Raw genomic sequence first — 18,720 nt, 5'->3', positions numbered from 1 at the left:
AAAAATGCGACGCAACAACAAGTCGCATTTATTGAAAACTGGATTAACAACTATCCAAAGAAGATATTGGGTTACAAATCTCCTAGAGAATTTTTACAGACTGGCTAACTTGAACTTGAAATTTAGCATGCAAGTCTTTTTCGTTAAACCATCAGTAAAAACGAACGATTCAATTGTTTAATTTTTCGAAAAAGTGTATAATAGACCCTGTTAAAAAACAGACAAACGAATCGGAGGTTATGTTTTGACTAAAAATATTGTAGTTGTAGGAGCTGGTTATGCCGGGATTGCAGCAGCACGCCTACTTGGGAAAAAATTCAAGAAAAACGATGACATCACTGTTACCTTGATTGATAAAAATTCATTCCATACTTATATGACAGAGTTGCATGAAGTTGCAGCTGGACGTGTGGAAAAAGATGCAATCAAATATGACTTGAAACGCATTTTTAACAAGTATCCAAAAGTCGATTTAGTGACAGACAAGGTTGTTGAGATTGACTACGATAAAAAGCTAGTCATCGCCGAACACCAAACCTTGCCATTTGACTATCTCTTACTTGCTATGGGTGGAGAAGCGAATGACTTTGGTATCAAGGGTGTAAAAGAAAATGGTTTTACCCTTTGGTCGATCGAAGCAGCAGAGCGCTTGCATGATCACATTGTTGATTCTTGTTACCGTGCTATGCGCGAACATGACGCGGAAAAACGTCGTGCCCTTCTAACCTTTACTGTTATCGGAGCTGGTTTCACTGGTATTGAGATGATTGGTGAACTAATTGATTGGGTACCAATCTTGGCGCGTGAATTTAAACTAGATCCAGCAGAATTCTCTCTCAAAGTGATTGAAGCAATGCCAAATATCTTGCAGATGGTTACTGAGAAAGAACAAGAGAAGACTCGTAAATACCTTGAGAAAAAAGGTGTTGAATTAGTGCTTGGGGATGGAGTTGCGGCCGTAGAAGCAGACAAATTAATCCTTTCATCTGGTCGTGAAATTCCAACCTACACCTCTATCTGGACAGCAGGTGTGCAAGCGAATAGTGACGCCAGCGAATTTGGAATTGAAACAGCACGCGCAGGTCGCTTGGTTGCCAACGAATACATGGAAGCTAAAGGCAAGGAAAATGTCTATGTAGCAGGCGACTTGGTCTACTATGAAGAGCCTGGAAATGATGGCAAACCAACACCACAAATCGTTCAAGCAGCTGAGCAGACTGGACATACGGCTGCACAAAACATTATCGCTGCGATTACTGGTGGTGAAAAGCATAGCTACAAAGGGAAATACGATGGCTTTATGGTCTCAATCGGTTCTCGTTATGGTGTAGCCTTCTTGATGGGCAAATACCACTTATCAGGCTTTATGGCTATGTTTATGAAGCATATGGTCAACTTGCTTTACTTCTTTACCATTCGCAGTTTCTTCTACATGGGCTCTTATGTCCGTCATGAATTCTTTGACATTAAGAACAAACGCAATATCTTTGGTGGTCATACATCAGGTAAAGGTAACCTTCTTTGGTCTGCGCCACTTCGTGTGTTCTACGGTTCTGTATGGCTCTATGAAGGTGTGAAGAAGGCCTTTGGACTATTTGGAACAACTTCATGGTTAGGAGACCAAGTTGTCTTCCCATTCCCATGGTTGGCAGATCCTGTATCAGGTGCCTCAGCTGCTGAAGCAACTTCAGGCGCTTCTCAAGCAGCAGCAGAAACAGCCCATGCAATTTTTGGTCTTAGCTACGCTTATGGTGAGCAACCAATGACTGTTTTGGATGGCATGCCAGATTGGTTTGCTTCTATCATGCAATTCATGATGCCAAACCAAGAAGTTGCCCTCTTCATGCAAAAATTTATGACCATTGCTGAAATCGGAATCGGTCTTGCCTTGATTGCAGGTGCCTTTGTCTGGATCGTCAGCGCAGCAACAGTAGCCTTGGTTGTCATGTTCAGCTTGTCAGGTATGTTCTACTGGGTCAACATCTGGTTCATTCCAGTAGCCATTTCGCTGATGAACGGTGCTGGACGTGCCTTTGGTCTTGATTACTGGATTATACCTTGGTTAGGCCGCTTCCTTGATAAGAAGATTTATGGTAAGCCCAAGCATATTTACACCTTAAAAGAAAAACGATAATGAATAGTGGTTCTTAATTCCATTATCATTGAAAAAAGATAAAAATGATAAGGACTATTCGAAAAACGAGAAAAAAGTTTGCTGAATAGTTCTTTTTCTATGAAGTAGGAGAATTGTGGTACATCAAATTTGGGAGAATCATCCAGAAATACAAAGGGGATTAGAGCAAGTTAAGCGCATTATGTTGACAGAGATGAAGATGATTCATCCGGCTGTGCGTGAAAAGATTGTAGAATATATGGAAGCACCGGGGAAATACCTACGTTCGGGTTTGTGCCTTTTGTTTGCCCAAGCTGTGGATGGAGAGATGAGACCTGAAAAGCTCTATTTTGCCGCCTACGTAGAGGTATTACATTTGGCAACCCTGATTCATGATGATGTCATTGATGAGGCAGATGTGCGTCGAGGAATCCGTGCTGCCCACCGTCAATTTTCAAATCGCATTGCGATCTATGCTGGAGATTACTTAATGGCTTATGCTGCGCGCCTCTTAGCAAAAGGAATCAGAATGCAGGGATTGGAACAGCAAGAGACGACAGCTGTCAATGAAAAACTCATTGAAGGTATTTTAGCAGGGGAGCTATCGCAGCTCATGAATCAATTTAACCCACAGATGACAATGAAGCAGTATCTGAAACAGATTCAGGGAAAGACTGCTTTCTTATTTGGTATAGCCTGCCAATTGGGGGCACTTCAGTCTACTGGAAGGATTCGGAAAACACACCAAGCCTTTCAAGCAGGGCGTTCTTTTGGTATGGCCTTTCAGCTACGTGATGATTTGATTGACTATCACTTAACACTCCAAGAATCGGGGAAACCAGCCCTGCAAGATATCCAAAATGGTATTTATACAGCGCCCCTCTTGTTTGCAATGGAAGAAGATAGCAGTATTCGACAAGATTTGGCAGCGATCATTGAAAGTAGTCAATGGGATGCAATTGATTACTTGCTTGGGAAAATGAACCAGACTAGGGCAAAGGACCGTACAGAGCAGCTGATGCGAGCCTATCTTGCTAAGATGGAGAAATATATCTCATTCGTTGAAACCAAGCCTGGGGTAGAAATGGACTGGCAATGGCTGGTTAGAAAGATACTTAATTGGTCAGCACAAAGTTGAAATAATTCTTAAATTTTACTTAAATTTATGGCAAACAATGGACATTTTTGCAAAAATGGTATATGATTATAAAGTAAGAAAACGCTTCAGCTTTTGATCTGAAGTTTAAAAAAGGAGTTTTATTGATAATGAAAACAACAAAAGTCGTTTTGAAAAGTGTTGCAGTTTTAGCAGCTGCTTTTGCTTTGGTAGCATGTGGTGCTAAAGAAGAAAAGAAAGACACAATGATGTCTTCATCTGAAACAGCAATGTCCTCATCTGAGACAAGCATGTCTTCGTCAGAAGCAAAAATGATGGGTGAATTGAAAGACGGTATGTATTCAGCAGAATCTGGTGCTGATGACCGTGGCTATAAGATTGTTCACACAATCACTGTGAAAGACGGAAAAATTACAGAATCTAAGTTTGACTACGAAGACAAAGATGGTAAGATGAAGTCTGAAAACGAAGAATACAACAAAATGATGAGCGAAAAAGCAGGCGTTTCTGCTAAAGAAGCGATTGAAAAATTGAATGCTGGTCTTGTCGAAAAACAAGATGTTGAAGCAGTTGAAGTGGTTTCTGGTGCAACTCATACTTCAGAAGACTTTAAGAAGAGTACAACAGCTCTCCTTGCAGCAGCTGAAAAAGGTGATACTGCTAAAGTAATGCTTGACAAATAATCTAGCACAAAATAGACGAAAATAGGAGGCTGAGTACGTAATCCCGGCCTCTTTTCTAGTGGATTTTTAGTGAGAAGATGATACAATGGTATGTGTAGTTTCTACTCACTAAAAATCAACATGGTGAAGGAGAATGAGAAATATGAAATGGAAATGGCTAGCACTTCCCTTGCTTATCTGTAGCCTTTTTCTAGTTGCTTGTCAAAACAAACAAGTAGTAAAAGATAGCTTACCTGTTATCGAAAAGCCGCTGATACGGACAGAGACCTTGCTTCATACAGTTGTCCAAATTAGTATCTATCATAAGGACCAAGAAGAAGCTATGGAAGCAGGGCTTGCCTATGTAAAAGAGATGGAACGACTCTTATCGACCAATCTGGAAGGGTCAGATGTTTACCGAATCAATCATGCGGCAGGAAAAGAAGCGGTTAAAGTGGATCCACGAACCTTTGAGTTGATTGAACGAGCTTTGAAAACGAGTGAAGAAAGTCAAGGGCGCTTTGATATTTCAATTGGGGTGGTTAACAATCTCTGGAAAATTGGTTCAGAAGATGCACGCAAGCCAAGTGATGCAGAAATCAAGGAGGCGCTTCCTTATATCAACTACAAAGATGTTCAGTTAGACAAGAAAAACCAGACAGTTGCTGTTAAAAACGGCATGGTGTTGGAGCTGGGCGCTATTTCAAAAGGTTATATCGCTGATGGCTTAAAAAAACTGTTTGCTGAGAAGGGAATTACAACGGCTATCATCAACCTAGGGGGAAATGTCGTTGTCATGGGAACCTCCCCTGCTCATAAAGAAGGTTGGAAGGTAGGCGTGCAAGATCCGGACCAAGTACGTGGAACGGTGGTAGGCTCTGTCTATGTAGTGGATGGTTCTGTTGTGACCTCTGGCATTTATGAGCGCTACTTAGAAGTAGATGGGGTAATCTATCACCACATTCTTGATCCAGCAACAGGCTATCCTGTTGAAAATGCTATCTCAGGAGTAACCGTCTTTACCAAGACGTCTACTCAAGGTGATGCCTTGTCTACGACCTTATTCCTATTGGGAATTGATAAGGGAATGGAATTTATCGATCAACTGGATGATGTAGAAGCGATTTTTATTGATAAGGATCGTGGGGTGCATGTTAGTAAAGGGCTCAAAGAGCGATTTGAATTGAATAATAAGGAGTATCATCTTGTCAATGGCCAATAAAAAGAAGACAATTACCCTACCTATCTTTTTGGAGTTTATCGAATTGCGGACGAAAGTAGCGAGCGTTTTTCCTATGTTGTTAGGAATTCTGTGGTCACTATACCGCTATCATGCTTTTAATCCCTTCAATACTCTCTTATTTGTTTTAGCAGTCTTGAGTTTTGATATGTGCACAACAGCTATCAATAATACTATGGACTATGTCAAGGCCAAGGACCAGGTCTACCGCAAAGAGGGCAATGTCATCGGTCGTCATCAACTGGATTTTCGGCAAATGGTACAGATTATTTTTATTCTCTTGTTTTTCTCTATTGCGATTTCGCTTATCTTGGTGTGGCGGACAGATTTAATTTTACTGCCGCTGGGTGCCGTGTGTTTCTTGATTGGAATCTGTTACACCTTTGGTCCAATTCCGCTATCTCGTATGCCATTAGGAGAAATTTTCTCTGGTGTGACAATGGGGCTTGGAATTTTCTTTCTAGCTATTTTTGTCCAAGCACCTGACCAACTCTTAGCCAGTCGCTTTGTGGGCGAGTGGTTTCAATTGCAATTGGCTTGGGGAAAATTCATTGAAATTGGCCTAATGAGCTTGCCCTTGGTCTGTCTAATTGCTAATATCATGCTAGCCAATAACTTGTGTGACTTGGAAGAGGATATTCGAAATGACCGCCATACCTTGGTGTTCCATATTGGTCGTCAAAAAGGTTTGCTGCTCTATACCTGTCTTTCTATGCTGCCATGGGTGTTGTGGCTACTCTATCCACTTCTTGGCTTATTACCTTACTGGGCTTGGATTGGATGTGGTGTTGCTTTTCTCTCTTACAAGAGTCATGGACGTTTTTTAGAAAAGCAAATTAAACGTGAAACCTTTGTCGAAGCAGTCAAAAGTTTTGTCTTGTTTGCTGTCATGTATCTACTAGTTTTAATCTTAGCAGTAGTCTTATAAAATATTCAAAAGGTCCTGGGATTTGTTCCTAGGACCTTTTCTGGCTAAATCGGTAAAATTAATTCTTCCTCTTCATCGGATTCTTGGTCTTCAGGGACACGAATTTCAATGATGAGATTGTGTGGGAGGCAGACGGCAATTTCTCCTGGACGGCTGATCCAGCCAGTATTAACAGCTATTTGATCAGAGCTATTGTCTTCTTTATCCCGAATCCGTTCTCCATCTACTTCGATGATATTGTACTGACCAGGATTGGGATGATAGGTGACTTCCTTATGAGGCGTATCTTTTGACAGTTTAAATTCTTCGACTACCTCGCCGTTAATCCGAATAGAAGCAATCAGATAGGGTTCATCTGTCTGCTGTTTAGTATGTAGGTAGGTGAAGGTCGCTGGGGTAAAAGATAGCAGTAGGGTCAAGCCAATCAGGATAAAGTCAAAGGGTTTCAATTGCCGAAAAATCTGTCTCATTCTTGTTCTCGTTCTCTCAGGGATAAGAATATTGTAAAGGAATTCCGCCACTTTGTAAACTGTTTGGGGTTAAAGCCGTTGCTATGTTCACCTAATCTTCAATAATAACAATTCTACGACGGTTGCTCATCCATCGACAGATAAAGGAAATACTTGCGACAAGGATGGAAGAAAGAGGTACAGCCACGTACCAGAAAGTTTCAAAACTAGTGCCGCTCTCTTGTGGAATGTTCAGATTCCAGAGCATGAAGGGGGTCATAATCACAACCAGTACGACTAGTAGCATTTCTAGAAGGGTACGCTTGAACATCTTTTTTCGTGCGTCTTTTAGCTCGGAAGGCGTGATTTCTAGCTTGTGTAGTCCGAGTCGTCTGATGAGGGCGCTTTGTTTGACAAGAGGAATGATAAAGCCGATGACTAAGACGAGTTCGGCAAGCTCTTCAAGACCAAGGAGCCCCATGATAATGGTCAAAAAGACAGTTGCGTAAATCAGCATATACATATTGTTACCAAAATAGTTGATTTCTTGCACGGTGTATTCGTCTAAGTTTCCTGTAATATCATAGAAGTAGCGAATGAGTCGTAGGTGTAGATTTTCTTTTTTCATGGTTATTCTCCTTTCTATTCCTCCCAAAACAGCATGTTTAAGTCTGTCTGGAGGGCGCGGGCGAGATTGAGACAGAGTTCCAAAGTAGGATTGTACTTGTCATTTTCAATCATGTTAATGGTTTGTCTGGAAACACCGATTTGTTTGGCTAGCTCCAGCTGTGATTTGCCGACATTGAGTCGGTACTCTTTGACTCGGTTCATTGGCACCTCCTGCATATGTCGGATATATGCGACATGATGACTTAAAATTTTGGGGGATTTCTCCCTAGGGTGTCACATATAATAGACATCTTCTTGACTTTATTTTACAATTTTTGAGAAAGTATGTCAACTATATTTGACAGTTTTTTTGAAAATAGTTTTCCAGCTCGTTTTGAGATAAAATGTGGTACAATGGTAAGGATATGATAAATGAATTTCACCATGTAACAGTTCTTCTTCACGAAACTATTGACCAGCTTGCTGTTAAGCCAGATGGCATCTATGTAGATGCGACCTTGGGTGGGGCTGGGCACAGCGAGTATCTTTTGAGTAAATTAAGTGAAAAGGGTCATCTCTATGCCTTTGATCAGGACGAGACGGCTATTTTGAATGCACAAAAACGTCTAGCTCCTTATATTGAAAAGGGAATGGTGACCTTTATTAAGGATAATTTTCGCTATTTACAGGCTCGATTGAAAGAGCAGGGAGTAGAAGAAATTGACGGGATTTGTTATGATTTGGGCGTGTCTAGTCCCCAGCTCGATGAGCGGGAACGTGGATTTTCGTATAAAAAAGATGCGCCGCTTGATATGCGGATGGACCGCACAGCGCCTTTGACTGCTTATGAAGTAGTCAATCGCTATGACTACCACGATTTGGTGCGGATTTTCTTTAAATATGGGGAAGACAGATTCTCTAAGCAAATCGCACGAAAGATTGAGCAGGCGCGGGCAATCAAGCCGATTGAGACGACGACAGAATTAGCAGAAGTAATCAAATCAGCCAAGCCAGCGAAGGAATTAAAGAAAAAGGGTCATCCTGCCAAGCAGATTTTTCAAGCCATTCGGATTGAAGTGAATGATGAATTAGGTGCGGCGGATGAGTCGATTCAGCAAGCTATTGAACTGCTTGCGGTAGATGGGCGGATTTCTGTGATCACCTTTCATTCCTTGGAAGATCGGTTGACCAAACAATTATTTAAAGAGGCTTCGACGGTCGATGTTCCAAAGGGCCTACCGTTTATCCCTGATGATTTGAAGCCGAAATTGGAATTGGTCAATCGCAAGCCAATCTTACCGAGTAAAGAGGAATTGGAAGCCAATAACCGCGCCCACTCAGCCAAATTGCGCGTAGTACGAAAGATACACAAATAGGTGAAATATGCTAAAAGAACAGCGAAAAGATGCGACCATGCGCATCATTAGTGAAAAAATCAAAACATTTTCTCGAGTAGAAAAGGCCTTTTATGGGAGTATTGTCTTATCGGGTTTGACTCTGGCGATCGGGATTGTCTTTATGCAAACAAAGCTCTTACAGATTCAGGCGACTATGGCGCGTGTCAATCAGGAAATTAATAGTAAGCAGGTCGAGATTGATGATGCCAAGCAAGCAGTGAATGAACTGATTCGTGATGCTCGGATGATGGAGATTGCGGAAAAAGAGGGCTTAACTTACAATAATAACAATGTTGGAGTAGCAGAATAATGTCGAAGCGAAAAAAACAACTTTTGCAGTATGTCTTGAAGAAACGCTATATTCCGTCACAAAATCGTCGGAGGGTGGGGCAAAGCCTGATTCTTTTGACGGTTTTCATCTTTTTCATCTTTTTAATCAATTTTGCCATTATCATTGGTACGAATCAAAAATTTGGTGTAAATTTATCAGAGCGTGCAAGACGGGTTCATCAGACAGAGGTGACGGTTCAAGCAAAGCGGGGGACGATTTATGATCGGACGGGTGTCGCTATTGCTGAAGATTCCACCACGTACACTGTCTATGCTATTATTGATAAGGAGTATGTATCTGCTACTCAAGAGATTCTTTATGTTGAACCGAGTCAATTTAATCAAGTAGCCCAACTACTCAATAAGCACCTTGGCTTAGAAGTAGATTATGTCATCAAACAATTAAATCAGCCAGAATTGAAGCAAGTTTATTTTGGAACCTTGGGGAAGAATATGACCTATAGTACCATGACTGCAATTCAAAAAGAGATGGAAGCGGCAGGCATCAAGGGGATTTCCTTTAATACGAACCCTGGACGCTTGTACCAGAACGGGAATTTTGCATCGACCTTTATCGGTTTAGCCAATCTTGTTGAAAATGAGGAAGACGGCAGCCATAGTCTCCGTGGACAAAGAGGGATGGAGTATGCGCTGGACAGCATTTTGGCTGGACAGGATGGAAAGATTGTCTATGAAAAAGATAGCCGTGGTCGGATTGTTCCAGGAACTGAAGATGTGAAAAAGGCGATTGTAGATGGACAGGATGTGTACACGACGCTCTCAGCTCCTCTACAACGTTCTCTAGAGACTAACATGGATATTTTCTTTAAGGAGACAGGAGGACGATATGCAAATGCGACCCTAGTTTCTGCTAAGACGGGTGAAATTTTAGCGACGACTCAGCGACCGACTTATAACCCAGATACCAAAGAAGGAGTGGATGATAAGGATATCCTACAACGCTCGCTCCTCTATCAAGAAAATTTTGAACCAGGTTCGACGATGAAGGTCATGACGGTAGCCTCTGCTATTGATAATGGAACGTTCAATGCGAATGCTTATTATGATCGGTCTGAGATTCGGATTGCAGATGCGATTATCCGAGACTGGGATGTCAATGGAGGGGACATTTATGCGCCGACGACCTTGACTTTTGCGCAAGGCTTTGCTTTATCCAGTAACGTTGGGATGACGACCTTGGAGCAGGGGATGGGCAATGACAAATGGTTGAATTATTTGACAAAGTTCCGCTTTGGCTATCCAACGCGATTTGGTATGATGGGTGAAGAAGGAGGATTGTTCCCAAGCGATAATATTGTCTCGATTGCAATGAGTTCCTTTGGTCAGGGAATTTCGACAACGCAGACCCAGATGTTGCGCGCTTTTGGCGCAGTCGCAAATGATGGCGTGATGTTGGAGCCTAAATTTATTACTGCCCTTTATGATCCGAATACGGATAGCGCACGCCTTTCACAACCAGAAATTGTCGGGAACCCTGTTTCAGATACAGCTGCACGGCAGACTCGTCAGTATATGATTGCAGTAGGGACAGATCCAACCTTTGCGACCTTGAGAGGATCAGGAGGACCGATCATTCAGGTAGATGGTTACGATATTGCAGTTAAGTCAGGTACTGCCCAAATTGGTAAAGAAGACGGAACTGGTTATTTAGACGGACCTAATGATACGATTAACTCAGTAGTCGCTATGATTCCGGCAGAGGATCCTGAATTCATCATGTATGTGACGGTTCAGCAACCAGAGCGTTGGAGCATAGCCTTTTGGAAGAATATTGTCAATCCATCCTTGAAAGAAGCGATGCTTTTAAAAGATAGCTTAAATCTAGAAAATCCAGCTCAAGCTTTAGCGGCTGTAGGAGGTGAAACAGAGTATAAGCTAGAAGATGTTATTGGCGCTCAGCCAGGGGCTACGGCAGCAAGCTTGCGTCAGCATCTTGTTCAACCAATTATTTTAGGAAATGGTTCAGAAATCAAAAAAGTCTCTGTACAAGTTGGAGCTAATCTAGCAGCTAATCAGCAAATTTTATTGTTGACGGATCGCTTTACAACGGTTCCAGATATGTATGGCTGGACCAAGGAAAATATGGATATTTTTGCTGAATGGACAGGAATCGAGGTCGAATATAGCGGTACTGGATCGATTGTTGTTGGGCAAAATGCAGGGATTGGATCTGATTTAGAAAAGATTAAAAAATTAAAAATAAACCTAGGAGACTAATATGTATTCTGTCATTGTAGCAGGACTGGTCGCCTTTGTGGCGACGATTCTATTGATTCCGAAATTTATCACATTTTATCAAGCAAAACGCATCGAAGGGCAGCAAACCCATGAAGATGTCAAGCAACACCAGTTTAAGGCTGGGACCCCAACCATGGGGGGGACGGTGTTTTTGGCAGTCGCCCTTGTTGTGATCTTCCTTTTTGCCTTGTTATCCCAACAGCTAACAGGATCAGTTTTAGCCATTTTGTTTATTTTATTGCTGTATGGAATTGTTGGTTTCTTGGATGATTTTCTAAAGATTTTCCGTAAGGTCAATGAGGGTTTAAATCCTAAGCAGAAACTAGCCTTGCAAATTCTAGGAGGGGTTGTCTTTTACCTCGTTCATATGCAGGGTGCAAGTGGCGGCACGCTAAATGTTTTAGGCTATCCTCTTCATCTAGGGATTTTCTATATCGGTTTTGTCCTTTTTTGGCTGGTTGGTTTTTCCAATGCGGTCAATCTCACGGATGGTATTGATGGCTTATCTTCCATTTCTGTGGTGATTAGTCTATCGGCTTATGCGGTCATTGCCTTTGTTGAGGGACAAAATGATATTTTATTGGTCTGTGTGACCATGGTTGGTGCCTTGCTGGGATTTTTCTACTATAATCACAAACCAGCTAAAATTTTTATGGGAGATGTGGGGAGTCTTGCACTTGGTGGCATGCTTGCAACGATTTCTATTGCACTTCATCAAGAATGGACCTTGCTCTTTATCGGACTTGTTTATGTGATTGAAACTTCTTCAGTTATGCTTCAAGTGAGTTACTTCAAATATACCAAGAAAAAATTTGGCGAAGGTAGACGCATTTTTCGGATGACACCTTTTCATCACCATTTAGAATTGGGAGGCTTGACAGGCCGCGGTGAAAAATGGAGCGAATGGAAGGTTGACTTTTTCTTGTGGGGAGTTGGTCTTATCATGAGCTTATTAACCCTTGCCTTCTTATATTTCTAGTCATTAGTCAGTATCAAACAGCAGTCAAATGCTGTTTTTTTTGATATAATAAAAGGAAGTAGAAAAAAGAGGATACTATGAAATTTACAGAACTGACTTTAAAACCTTATATTCAAAAAGCGCTGAAAGAAATCGGCTTTGTCACGGCAACAGAAGTTCAGGAACGCTTGATTCCCATCGTTTTATCTGGCCGTGACTTGGTCGGCGAATCAAAAACAGGTTCAGGTAAGACCCATACTTTCTTGATTCCCATTTTTCAACAATTACAAGAAAATCTAGACCAAGTGCAGGCTGTCATTACCGCACCGTCACGTGAGTTAGCAACGCAGATTTACCAAGCGGCGCGCCAGATTGCCCAGTGTTCGGAGATAGAAATCCGTGTGGTCAACTATGTCGGAGGAACAGACAAGCAGCGTCAGATTGACAAGTTGCAGACTAGCCAGCCTCATATCGTGATTGGAACACCAGGTCGTATCTATGACTTGGTGAAATCAGGTAACTTAGCGATTCACAAGGCGACGACCTTTGTGGTTGATGAAGCGGATATGACCCTTGATATGGGATTTTTGGAAACGGTGGACCGCATTGCTTCGAGCTTGCCAGCCAATTTGCAATTTATGGTCTTTTCAGCGACGATTCCACAGAAATTACAACCCTTTTTAAAGAAATATTTAAGCAATCCTGTCATCGAACAAATCAAGACACAGACAGTCATTTCAGATACGATTGATAACTGGCTGATTTCGACCAAGGGGCGGGATAAAAATGCTCTTATTTTGGAGATTACAAGGCTCATGCAACCCTACTTGGCTATGATTTTCGTCAACACCAAGACACGAGCAGATGAATTGCATAGCTATCTAACAGCGAATGGTCTGAGAGTGGCCAAGATTCATGGGGATATTCCACCGCGCGAACGCAAGCGTATTATGAATCAAGTTAAAAATCTAGAATATGAATACATCGTTGCCACTGATTTAGCAGCGCGTGGTATTGATATTGAAGGAGTTAGCCATGTCATCAATGATGCGATTCCACAAGATTTGTCCTTCTTTGTTCACCGTGTAGGACGTACTGGTCGAAATGGTTTGTCAGGAACAGCCATTACTTTGTATCAACCGAGTGATGATGTAGACATTCGTGAACTTGAAAAACTCAATATCCGATTTGTACCCAAAATGATGAAGGACGGAGAGTTTCAAGATACCTATGATCGTGATCGCCGCCTGAACCGTGAAAAATCAAGGGAGAAATTGGACCTTGAGATGATTGGTTTGGTCAAGAAGAAAAAGAAAAAAATCAAACCAGGCTATAAAAAGAAGATTCAGTGGGCAGTTGATGAAAAACGGCGCAAGACTAAGCGTATGGAAAATCGTGCTAAGGGACGGGCAGAGCGTAAGGCTAAACGCCAGACTTTCTAGGACGATGGCAAAATGAAATAGGAAGATAGATGTTACAAATACTATTAGGGCTATATATCAAAAGCCTTTTGATTGCAGCAGTCTTGGTTATCTTTGTCAGTATCGGCTGGTTTTTACTCCGCCTCCTCAAGAAAAAAGACAAGACGCTCCAAGAACGCCAAGAGGTTCTCTTTGATTTGTTGATTATCAATGTGATGACTATTCCCATTTTATCCTTTGGGATTGTCGGTATTTTGTTGATGATGAGAGTATAAGAAAGAAGGAAAATAGATGTACGATACCATTATTATTGGAGCAGGTCCTGCAGGAATGACCGCAGCTTTATATGCTGCGCGTAGCAATCTAAAAGTAGCTCTTTTAGAACGTGGGATTTACGGTGGGCAGATGAACAATACTGCTGAGATTGAAAATTACCCTGGCTATGATCATATTAGTGGTCCAGAATTGGCTGAAAAAATGTTTACCCCCCTTGATAAATTTGGAGTAGAACATCTCTTTGGTCAGGTTGTTCGTGTAGAGACCCACGGAACTGTCAAACGAGTTGTGACAGAAGATACGACCTTGGAAGCTCATACGATTGTCCTTGCGATGGGGGCAAAACACCGTTTGTTAGGAGTGCCTGGCGAAGATACCTACAATAGCCGCGGTGTGTCTTATTGTGCAGTCTGTGATGGAGCCTTTTTCCGTGGTCAAGACTTGCTAGTTGTTGGTGGTGGTGATTCTGCCGTAGAGGAAGCCCTTTTCTTGACTCAGTTTGCAAATACCGTGACCATTGTTCACCGTCGTGATGAATTACGTGCCCAAAAAGTTATCCAGGAACGTGCCTTTGCCAATGAAAAGATACGTTTTATCTGGGATAGTGTGGTCGAAGAAATCATGGGTGATGACATCAAGGTACAGGAAGTCTTGATAAAAAATGTGAAGACAGGCCAAGTAACAGCCCATGCCTTTGGTGGTGTATTTATCTACGTAGGACTTGATCCGATGACAGAATCTGTAGCGGATTTAGGGATTACAGATGAGCAAGGTTGGGTGGTGACAGATGAGCAAATGGCTACTAGCCAAGCAGGTGTCTTTGCAATCGGTGATATCCGTCAAAAGCAATTGCGTCAAATCACAACAGCAGTTGGTGACGGAGCAATCGCTGGTCAACAGGTTTACCACTATGTCACAGATCATGTAAAGTAAAGGAGAAACGATGTTTCATATCTATGATATTCAGAAAAAAACAGAAGGAATCTCCTTTGAAGAAACTCTTGAGCTCTCTGACGAGTTAATGGAACGAAATCCAGATATTTTAGCTCTTTCACCGATTACGGTGACAGGCCGAGTGAGCTTTGAAGCAGGTCTCTTTCTCTTGAATTACCAAATGACCTATGAGATTACCCTTGCTTCCAGTCGTTCGATGAAACCAGTTGTGCTTTCAGAGGAGTTTTCTGTTCACGAAATCTTTGTAGCAAATGAACAAGCACTGAAAGATCAAGACTTGGTGGAAGAGGAGTTGGTGCTGGTCATTGAAGACGATACCATTGTGCTAGCTGAAAGTGTAGCTGATAATATCTTGTTGCACATTCCACTCAAGGTATTGGCACCTGAGGAAGCGGATGGGGAGGATTTACCATCAGGAGACAATTGGACCGTCATGACAGAAGAGGATTATGCAATAGCAGCTCAAGAGAAAAAAGAAGCAAGCAGTCCCTTTGCCCAATTACAAGGACTTTTTGAGGAAGAATGAAATTGACAGAAAATTGGAAAAATCTTGTCAATGGGTCGATTTCATTGTATAATGAAAAGGATATTAAGAAATAGGAGTAGAATATTCATGACAAAAGCAAATTTTGGTGTTGTAGGAATGGCTGTTATGGGTCGTAACCTTGCACTTAACGTAGAATCAAGAGGCTACACTGTTGCGATTTACAACCGTTCAGCAGATAAGACAGAAGATGTTGTGGCAAGCAATCCTGGTAAAAAATTAGTACCAAGCTATGATGTAGAGAGTTTTGTAGCATCCATTGAAAAACCGCGTCGTATCATGCTCATGGTGCAGGCAGGTCCTGGAACGGATGCCACCATCCAAGCATTGTTGCCTCACCTTGATGAGGGAGACATCTTGATTGACGGCGGAAATACCTTCTACGAAGATACGATTCGTCGCTCCAAAGAGTTGGCTAATTCAGGTATCAACTTCATCGGAACAGGGGTTTCTGGTGGTGAAAAAGGAGCGCTTGAAGGTCCTTCTATCATGCCAGGTGGACAAAAAGAAGCCTATGAATTAGTGGCAGATGTTTTAGAAGAAATCTCTGCCAAAGCTCCTGAAGACGGTGCGCCATGTGTGACCTATATCGGTCCAGACGGTGCTGGTCATTATGTGAAGATGGTCCACAACGGTATCGAGTATGGGGATATGCAGTTGATTGCAGAAAGCTATGATTTGATGCAACACTTGCTCGGTCTTTCTGTGGATGAAATGGCTGACATCTTCACCGAATGGAACAAGGGTGAGCTTGATAGCTACCTCATTGAAATTACAGCAGATATTTTAAAACGCAAGGATGATCAAGGCCAAGATGGACCAATCGTTGACTACATTTTAGATGCTGCTGGAAACAAGGGAACTGGTAAATGGACTAGCCAATCTTCACTTGATTTGGGAGTGCCATTGTCACTGATTACAGAATCTGTCTTTGCACGTTATATCTCAACCTACAAGGAAGAGCGTGTGCATGCTAGCAAGATTTTACCAAAACCAGCAGCCTTTGCCTATGAAGGAGATAAGGCTGAGTTGATTGAAAAAATCCGTCAAGCACTTTACTTCTCCAAAATCATGTCTTACGCCCAAGGGTTCGCTCAATTGCGTGTAGCGTCTAAAGAAAACAATTGGAATCTTCCATTTGGTGAAATCGCAAAAATCTGGCGTGCAGGCTGTATCATTCGTGCTCGCTTCTTGCAAAAGATTACCGATGCCTATGGTCGTGACGAAGACCTTGCCAACCTTCTCTTGGATGAATACTTCCTTGATGTGACAGCCAAGTACCAACAAGCTGTTCGTGATGTGGTTACATTGGCGGTTCAAGCAGGGGTTCCTGTACCAACCTTCTCAGCAGCGATTACCTACTTTGATAGCTACCGCGCTGAAAACCTATCAGCCAACCTAATCCAAGCACAGCGTGACTACTTCGGAGCGCACACGTATGAGCGCAAAGACAAAGAAGGAATCTTCCATTATTCATGGTATGATGAAAAATAATCTATGGTAAAAAAAATCTTAATTGCAGGTCGGGAGCGCAATCTGTCCCATTTTGTGTCCATGGAGTTGCAAAAAAACGACTACTTGGTCGACTATGCTTCGACAGGAAAAGAAGCGCTTCTGCTTGCCTATGAGACAGATTTTGATTTGATTCTCATGAGCTTCCGGTTATCAGATATGACAAGTCATGAATTGGCAGCGGAATTGATTACTATCAAGCCGACAATGGTCATGATTGTTGTCGTGGATAGCGAGGATGCGAAAAAGCATGGAGATATTATTCAACGCTATGCAGTTTCCTATATTATCAAACCCTTTGTCGTTAGTGAATTGGTTGAGCAGGTTACCTCGATTTTTAGGGGACGAGATTTTATTGATGAACATTGCAAGCAAGTGAAACTCCAAGCAGCTTATCGTGATTTAAAGATTGATTTTCAAAATCGCACGGTGACCCGTGGCCGAGAACCAATCAATCTGACCCGTCGCGAATACGATTTGCTTGCAACCTTGATGAATAGTCAAGAAATTTTGACCCGTGAGCAATTGTTGGAGAGGGTCTGGAAGTATGAAGCAGCAGCAGAGACCAATGTCGTAGATGTCTATATCCGCTATCTGCGTGGAAAATTAGACTTACCAGGTCGAGAATCGTACATTAAGACTGTCCGTGGCGTTGGTTACGCCATGCGAGAGGAATAATGACTACGCTATAAAAATCAAAAACTGACTAGGCAACGAAACCGCAGGTAAACTAGAGTTCAGCACGGTTAGTTAATGACATCAGGATTTGATTTTTGACGAGTATAAAGAGAATAAAAACTCTCATCAAGAGCTTATTGTGAACGGCTCCCTGTCAAGTAGACAGTCAAATAATAAAAGATACTAAGCAACCTGATTCCTGAATTCCCAAGGAGTCAGGTTGTTTAATTTTGTTTGATAACGTTGTGTATTGTAAAACTGGATATAGCTTTCGACATCTGCGACTAGTTCCTCATAGGTCTTGTATTTCTTGAGATGATAAGACTCTGTCTTGAAATGCCCAAAGAAACTTTCAATCGGTGCATTGTAGATACATTTCCCAACTCGTGACATCGATAGAGTGATGCCTGCCTGTGTTGTAAAATGACGATATTCTTTTGATGTGTACTGACTGCCACGATCGCTATGAATGAGCGGTATTGCTCCTGGATTGGCTGCTAGAGCTTTCTTAATGGTCTTCATGACCAAGGGATTATCATTGTTGTGACCAATCTCATAGGCGATAATTGAGCCATCATATAGGTCCTTGATTGCACTCAAATAAGCCTTGGCACCGAGACCGTATTGTAAGTAGGTGACATCTGTGCACCATTTCTGATTCGGTGCTGTCGCAGTAAAATCACGATTAAGAAGATTTTCAGCGTAGAATCTGTCGCCAGCTTTCGTACAAGCATGTCTCACACGACGAATAGCTGAGCTGATGCCAAGAATCCGCATCAGCCGACGAATCCGTTTCTTATTGTAGTTGGTAGCGAGTTGACGGTTAGTGAATGTCGTCATGCGACGGTAACCTAGAATGCCATTGTAATGTTTATGGAGTTCCTGAATCTTCTCCATCAGTTTCTTGTTTTCTTTCTCAGAGGTTGTTTCATCATGATTGAGCCACTTATAATAGCCTGAACGTGAGACTTTCAGAATCTGGCATAAAATAGAGATAAGACTATCTGGGTGTTCATCATGGTAATCTCTAATAGCTTGGAACTTCTCTAGGTGCTTTCCCGCTCTTAGCGACGGTTTCGCCGTTTGATTTCTTCCAACTTTTTTAGGAGGCCAACCTCCATTTCTAGATAACGGTTGCGTTCTTCCAGTTGCTTGATTTTGAGTTGAAGTTCTTCAGCTTCAGTGAGGTTTGGCTTACTGTCCAATCCTTTTCCACGTCTATCAACGAGTCCCTGTGAGCCACTCTCCTCAAACTTACGTACCCATGAATACA

At 42.1% G+C, this 18,720-nt stretch carries 18 protein-coding genes and 2 pseudogenes; 16 read left to right on the top strand and 4 right to left on the bottom strand.

The features are described 5' to 3' along the window. From ABPH35_RS07635 to ABPH35_RS07610, 6 genes and pseudogenes are all read left to right on the top strand, one after another. Nucleotides 1–108 (top strand): annotated as a pseudogene (locus ABPH35_RS07635) (IS30 family transposase); the annotation flags it as partial. 136 nt (nt 109–244) lie between these two features. Further along, nucleotides 245–2,134, top strand: coding sequence for an FAD-dependent oxidoreductase (locus ABPH35_RS07630; protein WP_368849697.1), 1,890 nt, complete (start codon nt 245–247; stop codon nt 2,132–2,134). 115 nt (nt 2,135–2,249) lie between these two features. Further along, complete coding sequence (locus ABPH35_RS07625; RefSeq protein ID WP_349988431.1) at nt 2,250–3,251, top strand: polyprenyl synthetase family protein; 1,002 nt, start codon at nt 2,250–2,252, stop codon at nt 3,249–3,251. 128 nt (nt 3,252–3,379) lie between these two features. After that, the gene (locus ABPH35_RS07620) at nt 3,380–3,913 is read left to right on the top strand and encodes an FMN-binding protein (protein ID WP_349988430.1); all 534 of its coding nucleotides are present in this window, start codon (nt 3,380–3,382) and stop codon (nt 3,911–3,913) included. Between the two features lie 142 nt (nt 3,914–4,055). Beyond that, the gene (locus tag ABPH35_RS07615; RefSeq protein WP_349988429.1) at nt 4,056–5,114 is read left to right on the top strand and encodes an FAD:protein FMN transferase; all 1,059 of its coding nucleotides are present in this window, start codon (nt 4,056–4,058) and stop codon (nt 5,112–5,114) included. Further along, nucleotides 5,104–6,060 carry a 1,4-dihydroxy-2-naphthoate polyprenyltransferase gene (locus ABPH35_RS07610; protein ID WP_349988428.1) on the top strand — a complete coding sequence of 319 codons (957 nt, stop codon included), beginning with the start codon at nt 5,104–5,106 and terminating at the stop codon, nt 6,058–6,060. Before ABPH35_RS07615 ends, ABPH35_RS07610 begins: the two co-directional genes overlap by 11 nt. A 44-nt stretch (nt 6,061–6,104) precedes the next feature. On the opposite strand, the gene ABPH35_RS07605 is transcribed toward ABPH35_RS07610, so the two are convergent. The 3 genes from ABPH35_RS07605 to ABPH35_RS07595 all read right to left on the bottom strand — a co-directional run bounded on the left by ABPH35_RS07605 (nt 6,105) and on the right by ABPH35_RS07595 (nt 7,340). After that, nucleotides 6,105–6,530 (bottom strand): NusG domain II-containing protein, encoded by a 426-nt coding sequence (locus ABPH35_RS07605; RefSeq protein WP_368849696.1) that lies wholly within the window; start codon nt 6,528–6,530, stop codon nt 6,105–6,107. 91 nt (nt 6,531–6,621) lie between these two features. After that, on the bottom strand, nt 6,622–7,137 hold the full coding sequence (locus ABPH35_RS07600) for a DUF3278 domain-containing protein (protein WP_349988426.1): 516 nt from the start codon (nt 7,135–7,137) through the stop codon (nt 6,622–6,624). Between the two features lie 14 nt (nt 7,138–7,151). Next, nucleotides 7,152–7,340 carry a helix-turn-helix transcriptional regulator gene (locus tag ABPH35_RS07595; protein ID WP_349988425.1) on the bottom strand — a complete coding sequence of 63 codons (189 nt, stop codon included), beginning with the start codon at nt 7,338–7,340 and terminating at the stop codon, nt 7,152–7,154. Nucleotides 7,341–7,543: 203 nt separating this feature from the next. On the opposite strand from ABPH35_RS07595, the gene rsmH reads away from it, so the two are divergent. The 10 genes from rsmH to ABPH35_RS07545 all read left to right on the top strand — a co-directional run bounded on the left by rsmH (nt 7,544) and on the right by ABPH35_RS07545 (nt 17,447). Beyond that, a complete protein-coding gene (gene rsmH, locus ABPH35_RS07590; protein WP_349988424.1) occupies nt 7,544–8,494 on the top strand; it encodes a 16S rRNA (cytosine(1402)-N(4))-methyltransferase RsmH in 951 nt (316 codons plus the stop codon). Nucleotides 8,495–8,501: 7 nt separating this feature from the next. Next, a complete protein-coding gene (ftsL, locus tag ABPH35_RS07585) occupies nt 8,502–8,825 on the top strand; it encodes a cell division protein FtsL (protein ID WP_349988423.1) in 324 nt (107 codons plus the stop codon). After that, nucleotides 8,825–11,083 carry a penicillin-binding protein PBP2X gene (gene pbp2x, locus ABPH35_RS07580; protein WP_349988422.1) on the top strand — a complete coding sequence of 753 codons (2,259 nt, stop codon included), beginning with the start codon at nt 8,825–8,827 and terminating at the stop codon, nt 11,081–11,083. Before ftsL ends, pbp2x begins: the two co-directional genes overlap by 1 nt. Before the next feature lies 1 nt (nt 11,084). Then, nucleotides 11,085–12,083 (top strand): phospho-N-acetylmuramoyl-pentapeptide-transferase, encoded by a 999-nt coding sequence (gene mraY, locus ABPH35_RS07575; protein ID WP_349988421.1) that lies wholly within the window; start codon nt 11,085–11,087, stop codon nt 12,081–12,083. Nucleotides 12,084–12,160: 77 nt separating this feature from the next. Then, entirely contained in the window at nt 12,161–13,504 is a 1,344-nt protein-coding gene (locus tag ABPH35_RS07570) for a DEAD/DEAH box helicase (RefSeq protein WP_349988420.1), read from the top strand. A gap of 29 nt (nt 13,505–13,533) precedes the next feature. Beyond that, nucleotides 13,534–13,758, top strand: coding sequence for a DUF4059 family protein (locus tag ABPH35_RS07565; RefSeq protein ID WP_349988419.1), 225 nt, complete (start codon nt 13,534–13,536; stop codon nt 13,756–13,758). Between the two features lie 16 nt (nt 13,759–13,774). After that, entirely contained in the window at nt 13,775–14,692 is a 918-nt protein-coding gene (trxB, locus tag ABPH35_RS07560; RefSeq protein ID WP_349988418.1) for a thioredoxin-disulfide reductase, read from the top strand. A 10-nt stretch (nt 14,693–14,702) separates the two neighbouring features. Continuing rightward, nucleotides 14,703–15,239: a YceD family protein gene (locus tag ABPH35_RS07555; RefSeq protein WP_349988417.1), complete on the top strand. Its 537-nt coding sequence runs from the start codon at nt 14,703–14,705 to the stop codon at nt 15,237–15,239. An 87-nt stretch (nt 15,240–15,326) separates the two neighbouring features. Then, entirely contained in the window at nt 15,327–16,751 is a 1,425-nt protein-coding gene (gndA, locus tag ABPH35_RS07550) for an NADP-dependent phosphogluconate dehydrogenase (RefSeq protein WP_349988416.1), read from the top strand. A 3-nt stretch (nt 16,752–16,754) separates the two neighbouring features. After that, nucleotides 16,755–17,447, top strand: coding sequence for a response regulator transcription factor (locus ABPH35_RS07545; protein WP_349988415.1), 693 nt, complete (start codon nt 16,755–16,757; stop codon nt 17,445–17,447). Between the two features lie 183 nt (nt 17,448–17,630). Here ABPH35_RS07545 and ABPH35_RS07540 read toward each other — a convergent pair. After that, a pseudogene (locus ABPH35_RS07540) lies at nt 17,631–18,720 on the bottom strand (IS3 family transposase); the annotation flags it as partial.

It is taken from the genome of Streptococcus handemini (assembly GCF_040984445.1).
Taxonomy (GTDB): Bacteria; Bacillota; Bacilli; order Lactobacillales; family Streptococcaceae; genus Streptococcus; species Streptococcus handemini.
This window is presented reverse-complemented; position numbering and strand designations above follow the sequence as displayed.